Consider the following 7,434-nt stretch of genomic DNA (forward strand, 5'->3'; position numbering starts at 1 on the left):
GCCGGGCTGGTGGTCGCCTGCGCCACCAGGGTGGCGCTATGCAGTGCGTTGGACATCTCAGTTCCTCATTACGAAATCGAACGGAATTTTGGCTTTGGCGGGGTAGGCCACGCCGTTACGGGTATACGGTTTGAAACGGCCCTTGCGGGCGGCTGCCAGCGCCGATTCGTCCAGGCGCGGAAAGCCCGAGGACGCGTCGATGGTTGCCCGCTCGACCAGCCCCTGGGTATTGATCTCGACCAGCACCACCACCCGGCCCTCTTCCCGCATGCGGCGCGAAGCCATCGGGTAGTTGGGCATGGGGCGCGCGCCCTGGAACTCGATGCTGGACACCAGCACCGGCTGGTCCGGCGGCGGTCCCTGCTGCGGACCCTGCGGCGCCTGGGTGCCTTCGGGCGCGCCGCTGGGCGGCGCCTTCGGCGCTTCCGGCTTGGGTTCGACCTTGACGTCCTGCTTGGGCTCGGGCTTGGGTTTAGGCTTGGGTGGCGGCTTGGGCTTGGGCTTGGGCGCCGGCATCGGCGGCTTTTCAACCACCGGTTCCGGTTCGGGTTCAGGCTCCGGCTCGGGCTTGAGTTCGGGTTCAGGCTCCGGTTCGGGTTCGATCTCGGGCTGCGGCTCGGGCGGCGTTTCCGTCACCGGCTGCGGCTCTTCGGGAGTGGGCTCGGCCTTGGCGATCTGGGGAACGGGTGCATCCACCACGCTCACCATGATGGCTTCAGGTTCTTCAAGTTCAGGACGATTCTCGGGTGCCATGAAGATGGCGCCTATCACTGCCGCATGCAGCGCCAGGACCGTCAGGCCAGCGCCTGCGCGTATACCGAATGAAGAGCGCGAAGAAGAATTCCAACCGCGTTGAAAACTAGGCATGAATCAGCCAGGGTGCATTGACTTATCCGGCCAGCCAGAAAAGACGCACACGCAATGGCGGCGCCAGCTGACCGGTACAAGCCCACAATAATATCTTAAATGCGAATGATTCGCACGTCCTATTTCATCTGATCCGGTCCTACATTTCTGACCAGAATCAACACGCACGAGCAATACGCGCCGATGCAAACGATGAAGAACAAGCTCAAAACAAAAAACCCGCCACCATGACGTGTGCGGGTTTTGTGTGGAGCGCATATCGGAGCTTTTGGTGGGTGCTACAGGGGTCGAACCTGTGACCTACGCCTTGTAAGGGCGCCGCTCTACCAACTGAGCTAAGCACCCATTCTGATGCAGCCTCAAGACGAAATTCGCGAAAATCCGTACAAGCAACTGCCAACCGGGGCACTCAAAAGCAATACGCGGGCCGGAGTATACCGGACCGCGCACCTGTGGGCAAATCGCCAGGTCTGAGCCTGCGATCCGCCCGCCGTCCATTAGTTGACGGCGTCCTTCAGGGCCTTGCCCGGACGGAACTTCGGCACCTTGGCCTTCTTGATCTTGATGGTTTCGCCGGTGCGCGGATTACGGCCGGTGCGAGCGGCGCGAGCCGACACAGCGAACGTGCCAAAGCCAACCAACGTAACCGTACCGCCCTTCTTCAGGGTGGTCTTGACGGCACCGATCAGGGCGTCGAGCGAACGACCAGCGGCAGCCTTGGAGATGTCAGCCTTGCTGGCGATGTGATCGATGAGTTCGGTTTTGTTCATTCAGGTGTACCCCTCACAAGGTATGGAGTCTGCCGGTAGTGCAGTTCACGGCCGTCATGATGGACGCCGCTGAAGACGCAAGACCCGACAAACGACGAACAGACAGTGGATAAACTTTTTTCTTGCGCTGCGAAGCACAACTTTTAAACTGCTGCGCCGCCTGGATTCAATGGCAAATTGCCTTCAAATCGTCAGCGACGCAGACATGTATTAGGCCTTGGCGTGGCGCGGCTGTCAAGCGAAAACCTCACCACAACCCGCGCCAATACTAGCTTTTAGACCTTTTCGCAATAAACAGAAACACGCATTTCGGGGTTTGCGCGACACCCCGGAACGCGGTAGTTAACTTGCGTCAGACCTCGGCCCATCGACGCAGCAAATTGTGATAGATGCCCGTGAGCTGCACGATGGAAGGATGCCCCGCGGCGTCCTGATTCAAGCGTTGTATGGCCACATCCATGTCCAGCAGCAACGCACGCTGACTGTCTTCGCGCACCAGGCTCTGCATCCAGAAAAAAGACGACACGCGCGCGCCGCGCGTCACCGGATTGACCTTGTGCAGGCTGGTGCTCGGATACAGCACCATGTGCCCGGCGGGCAGCTTCACCGCGCGCGGGCCGTAGGTATCGTCGATGACCAGTTCACCGCCATCGTAGGAGTCAGGTTCGGAGAAGAACAGCGTGGCCGACAGGTCGGTGCGTATGCGTTCGGCCGTGCCGGCGATGCCGCGCACGGCATTGTCCACGTGATAGCCGAAGGACTCTCCGCCCTCGTAGCGATTGAACAGGGGCGGGAAGATCTTGCGCGGCAACGCCGCCGACATGAACAGGTTGTTGACCGCCAGGCGTTGCAGGATCAGGTTGCCCAGCTCCTGCGCCAGAGGGTGCTGTTCCGGCAACTGGCGGTTGCGCTTGACCTCGGCCGACTGATGGCCGGCCGTGACCTTGCCATCGACCCAATCGGCGGCGTCCAGGCGGCGCCGGATCTCGGCCGCCTCTTGCGGCGTAAAAACTTCTGCGATCTGTATAAGCATGGGCACTATCCCGATTGCGGTGCAGGCGTGGCCGGCCACCGGCCGCGCGCGTGCCGCATTATCCCTGCAGGCAACCGTTGAGCGCCTGATCGAAATCAAACAGCAGATCGGCTTCGTCTTCGATGCCCACGGACACGCGGATGAGGCTGTCCGCGATACCCATCTGCTTGCGGCGCTCGGCGCCCATCTCGTAATAGATGGTGTGAGCGGCGGGCAGCGCCAGGCTGCGCGTATCGCCCAGGTGAGTCGCCATCAGCACGATGCGCAGGCGGTTCAGGAAATCGAAGCAATCCACTCCGTCGGCCAGCTCCACGCCCAGCAGTCCCCCGAAGCGCGAACCGAACAGCGCCGCCGCGCGCGCATGCTGCGGGTGGCTGGCCAGCCCTGGATAGTGCACCTTGGCCACGCCGCGATGTTCTTCTAGGAAGCGCGCCAGCGCCAACGCGTTGGCGCAATGCTTGGCCATGCGCAGGGCCAGGGTCTCGGCGCCCACCGCGATGCGGTGCGCGGGCTCGGCCGCCAAGGTGCCGCCCATGTCGCGCAGACCCTTCTTCTTGATCTGCGTAAGGCCCCAACTGGTGGGCGCGCCCTTGCGATAGGCGTCATAAATGTTGGAGTAGTCCGACCAGTCGTACAGGCCTGTGTCCGTCACGGCCCCGCCCAAGGCATTGCCGTGGCCGCCGATGTACTTGGACAGCGAGTTCATCACCAGCGAGGCCCCTACCGAGGCCGGCCGGAACATCCAGGGCGTGGTCAAGGTATTGTCGACCACGTAGACCAGGCCCTTCTCGCGGCAGATCTCGCCGATCACCGCCAGGTCGGCCACTTGCGTGCCCGGATTGGCGATGGTTTCGGTGAAGACCATGCGGGTATTGGGCTGGATCGCCGCGCGCACCTGCGACGAATCGGTCGCGTCCACGAAGGTGATCTCGATGCCCAGCTCCAGCAGCGTGCCCAGCAGGCTGTTGGTATTGCCGAACACGAACTGGCTGGACACCAGGTGGTCGCCGCGGCGCAGCAGCGTGGTGAAGATGGCGGCCAGCGCGGCCATGCCGGTCGCGAAGCTGACCGTGCCCTTGCCGCCTTCCATCTGGTTGACCTTGGCCTCCAGCGCGGTGGTGGTGGGCGTCCCCTGGCGGGCGTAGGTAAAGCCGGCCTTGCCCTGAAAGACCGCAGCCAGCTCGCGGGCGTCTTCGTAAGCGAACTCCGACGACGGATGCATGGGCTTGTGCACCGCTCCGTGCTCGACGGATTGCTTGCGGTCGGAATGGAGGATCGTGGTGGTAAAGCCGTTCTGGTGCATGATGGGCTGACGCGAAGAGGATGTGGACTACAGGATAGGCAAGGCGGATGGATCAGGAACGGCGCTGACGCACGGTTTCATAGAGGCAGACGGCGCTGGCCACGCTGACGTTCAAGCTTTCCACCGAACCCAGCATGGGAATGTTCACCAACTGGTCGCAGGTTTCCCGCGTCAGGCGGCGCATGCCCTCGCCTTCCGCGCCCATGACCCAGGCCATGGGCTGGCGCGCATCGATCTGGTGCATGCTGTCGGTTGCCTGGTCGTCGGTACCCACCAGCCAGACGCCGCGGTCCTTCAGGCTGCGCATGGTGCGCGCCAGGTTGGTCACCATCAGATAGGGCACCGTGTCGGCGGCGCCGCAAGCCACGCGTTGCACGGTCGCGTTCAGGCCAACGGCCCGGTCGCGCGGCGCGATGACTGCGTGCACGCCAGCGGCGTCGGCGGTGCGCAGGCAGGCGCCCAGGTTGTGAGGATCGGTCACGCCATCAAGTATCAGCAACAGCGGCGGACCTTCGATGACGTCGAGAACCTCGTCCACGTCTACTGCCAGCTGACGCTCTTCAGCCAGCGCCACCACGCCCTGGTGGCGGGTGCCGCGGGACAAGCCGTCCAGGCGTTCCATGGGGACCGGATGCAGGCGGCAGCCCGCCTTCTCGGCCTGCTCGATGAACGTCTGCATCCGCTTGTCGCGACGCGACGCCTCTACATAGATTTCCTTGATCGAGTCGGGCGCGTGGCGCAGCCGCGCGACAACCGCGTGAAACCCGGCCAAGACTTGGGTCGACGCCATAAATGCAATACCTTTAGATAAACGAATACCCGCCCCAGAGCGGGGCGGGTCACCGGACCAAACCGGGCATAGGTGCAATGTTACCCCTTATGGCGCGGCCGCCAAACGACGGCCCAGCCATAAGAAGCGTCAGTGGCGCTTGTGCGTGGCCTTCTTGGCCGGCGCGGCGCGCTGGGACGCTTTCTTGGGCGCCCGGGGCGGCTTGCTGGCCTTCTTGGCCTCGGCGCGCCTTTCCTTGGCGGTCTGACCCTTAAGGGCCGCAGGCTTGGGCGACGCCGCCTTCTTCACGCGACGCGACGGTTCGTCGGGGCCACGGGCCGACGCCTTGCGCAAGGCGTCGAAGCTCGTGCCTTGCACCAGGCGGAACTCGATACGGCGGGCCTCCAGGTCCACGCGCGAGACCTGGACCTGGACCTTGTCGGTCAGGCGGTAGCGCATGCCGGTGCGCTCGCCGCGCAGCTCGTGCAGGGCGTCGTTGAACTGGAAGTACTCGCCACCCAGCTCGGAAACATGCACCAGCCCTTCGACGTGCAAGGTATCCAGCGTGACGAAAATGCCGAAGCTGGCGACGCCGGTAACGGTGCCGCTGAAGTCCTCGCCCACGCGTTCCTTGACGAACCAGCACTTGAGCCAGGCCTCGACGTCGCGTGACGCCTCGTCGGCGCGGCGCTCGCTGGCGGACAGGACCAGGCCCATCTTTTCCCAGATGGCGTGCTCATGCTCGCGTTGCGTGCGGCCTATCACCACAGGCTGGTCTTCCAGGCTGGGCACATACCGCTGACCGGCGAGCAGCGCCTTGATGACACGGTGCGTCAGCAGGTCGGGATAGCGGCGGATGGGCGAGGTGAAGTGGCTGTAGCCAGGATAGGACAGGCCGAAGTGGCCCATGTTGTCGGGGCTGTAAACCGCCTGCTGCATGGAGCGCAGGCACATGGTCTGCAGCAGCTGGTAGTCGGGACGTCCGCGCACCGAATCCAGGAAGTCGCCGTAGTCCTTGGCCGTGGGCGTCTCGCCTCCGCCCAGCGACAGACCCATGGTGCGCAGGAATTCGCGCAGCGATTGCAGGCGCTCGGGGGTGGGTCCTTCGTGGATGCGGTACAGGCCGGGATGCTTGCTGCGGGTCATGAAGTCAGCCGCGCAGGTGTTGGCGGCCAGCATGCATTCCTCGATCAACTTGTGGGCATCGTTGCGCACCGACGGCACGATCTGTTCGATGCGGCCGAGCTCGTTGCAGACGATCTTGGTCTCGACCGTATCGAAGTCGATGGCGCCGCGCTTCTTGCGCCCTTGCGCCAGCAACTGATAGAGCTCGTACAGGTGTTGAACCTGGGGCATGACGCTGCGCATGGCGTGCGCGGCCGGACCGCCGGGCTGCTGCAAGGCAGCCCAGATGTTCGTATACGTGGTGCGCGCATGCGAATGCATGACTGCGTTATAGAACTGGTAGGCCGTGACCGTGCCGGCCTTGGCGCCGCTGGCCGGGATGACCATGTCGCAGACCAGCACCAGGCGGTCGACGTCCGGATTCAGCGAACACAGGCCGTTGGACAGCGACTCCGGCAACATCGGGATGACCCGGCGCGGGAAGTACACGCTGGTGCCGCGTTCGATCGCGTCGTCGTCCAGCGCGTCGCCCGGACGCACGTAGTGGCTCACGTCGGCAATGGCCACCAGCAGGCGCCAACCCGGACGCTTGCGCTGGCCCGTACCCAGCTCCACGGGTTCACAGTAGACGGCATCGTCAAAGTCGCGTGCGTCCTCGCCGTCGATGGTAATGAGCGGCACGTCGCGCAGATCGACGCGGTCTTTCAGGTCGGTCTTCTTGACCACGTCCGGCAGGCGCGCGGCCTGCTTGCGTGCGGCCTCCGAGAATTCGACGGGCACGTCGAACTTGCGCACCGCGATCTCGATTTCCATGCCGGGATCGTCGATCTCGCCCAGCACCTCGGCCACGCGGCCCAGCGGCTGCGTGTGGCGCGTGGGCTGCTCCATGATTTCAACCGCGACCACCTGCCCGTGCTGGGCGCCGTTGGTGTCGCTGGGCGGAATCAGGATGTCGTGCTTGATGCGCTGGTCCTCGGGAACGACGATGGACAGGCCGTGCTCGTGCAGGAAACGCCCCACCAGCTTATTGGTGCGGCGTTCGATGACTTCGACAATGGTGCCTTCCGGCTTGCCGCGGTACTCGCCGGCAGGCTTGACCAGCACGCGGTCGCCATGCAGCACCTTGAGCATTTCGCGCGGCGACAGGAACAGATCGGGTCCGCCATCATCGCGCAGCAGGAAACCGAAGCCGTCGCGATGCCCCAGCACCTTGCCGGCAACGAAGTCCAGTTTGGTGGCCAGCAGCAACACGCCCTTGCGATTGGGCATCAATTGCCCGTCGCGCTCCATGGCGCCCAGGCGGCGCTCAAATCCCACCATCGTCGCGGCGCGCTCGACGCCCATGCGTTCGGCCAGTTCCACCGGAGACAGCGGCGAGCCTGCGGCGCGCAGCGCTTTCAGGATGGCTTCACGGGACGGGACATCAGGATCGAAGTCCGGCGGCGCTTCGGGCAAGGGTGTTGATCTGTTGTTATTCGATTCGTTATTCGATCGTTTTGCCAAAGCTAAAATTTCCGTATATAATGCGCAGCTTCTGTGGTTCGCCCAAGGCTGAACACTGAAGCAG

At 63.8% G+C, this 7,434-nt stretch carries 6 protein-coding genes and 1 tRNA gene; all 7 read right to left on the reverse strand.

What is annotated here, in order from left to right:
• Window positions 1-57: 57 nt before the first annotated feature.
• Window positions 58-867 carry an energy transducer TonB gene (locus VIR09_RS11100; RefSeq protein ID WP_332012923.1) on the reverse strand — a complete coding sequence of 270 codons (810 nt, stop codon included), beginning with the start codon at window positions 865-867 and terminating at the stop codon, window positions 58-60.
• 269 nt (window positions 868-1,136) lie between these two features.
• Window positions 1,137-1,212, reverse strand: a tRNA-Val gene (locus VIR09_RS11105).
• A gap of 152 nt (window positions 1,213-1,364) precedes the next feature.
• On the reverse strand, window positions 1,365-1,637 hold the full coding sequence (locus tag VIR09_RS11110) for an HU family DNA-binding protein (RefSeq protein ID WP_003812968.1): 273 nt from the start codon (window positions 1,635-1,637) through the stop codon (window positions 1,365-1,367).
• Window positions 1,638-1,989: 352 nt separating this feature from the next.
• Window positions 1,990-2,670 (reverse strand): Fe2+-dependent dioxygenase, encoded by a 681-nt coding sequence (locus VIR09_RS11115; RefSeq protein WP_332012924.1) that lies wholly within the window; start codon window positions 2,668-2,670, stop codon window positions 1,990-1,992.
• Window positions 2,671-2,728: 58 nt separating this feature from the next.
• Window positions 2,729-3,973, reverse strand: coding sequence for a cystathionine gamma-synthase family protein (locus VIR09_RS11120; RefSeq protein WP_332012925.1), 1,245 nt, complete (start codon window positions 3,971-3,973; stop codon window positions 2,729-2,731).
• 52 nt (window positions 3,974-4,025) lie between these two features.
• Window positions 4,026-4,763 (reverse strand): 23S rRNA (guanosine(2251)-2'-O)-methyltransferase RlmB, encoded by a 738-nt coding sequence (gene rlmB, locus VIR09_RS11125; RefSeq protein WP_013392619.1) that lies wholly within the window; start codon window positions 4,761-4,763, stop codon window positions 4,026-4,028.
• 129 nt (window positions 4,764-4,892) lie between these two features.
• Window positions 4,893-7,370: a ribonuclease R gene (gene rnr, locus VIR09_RS11130; RefSeq protein WP_332012926.1), complete on the reverse strand. Its 2,478-nt coding sequence runs from the start codon at window positions 7,368-7,370 to the stop codon at window positions 4,893-4,895.
• Window positions 7,371-7,434 lie beyond the last annotated feature (64 nt).

The sequence above is a fragment of the Achromobacter sp. genome (genome assembly GCF_036567245.1).
Lineage (GTDB): Bacteria > Pseudomonadota > Gammaproteobacteria > Burkholderiales > Burkholderiaceae_B > Achromobacter.

Excerpts from the sequence above, each read along its gene's own strand:
- VIR09_RS11100 (WP_332012923.1), bottom strand. The coding sequence starts at position 867 with ATGCCTAGTTTTCAACGCGGTTGGAATTCTTCTTCGCGCTCTTCATTC.
- VIR09_RS11110 (WP_003812968.1), bottom strand. The coding sequence starts at position 1,637 with ATGAACAAAACCGAACTCATCGATCACATCGCCAGCAAGGCTGACATC.
- VIR09_RS11115 (WP_332012924.1), bottom strand. The coding sequence starts at position 2,670 with ATGCTTATACAGATCGCAGAAGTTTTTACGCCGCAAGAGGCGGCCGAG.
- VIR09_RS11120 (WP_332012925.1), bottom strand. The coding sequence starts at position 3,973 with ATGCACCAGAACGGCTTTACCACCACGATCCTCCATTCCGACCGCAAG.
- rlmB (WP_013392619.1), bottom strand. The coding sequence starts at position 4,763 with ATGGCGTCGACCCAAGTCTTGGCCGGGTTTCACGCGGTTGTCGCGCGG.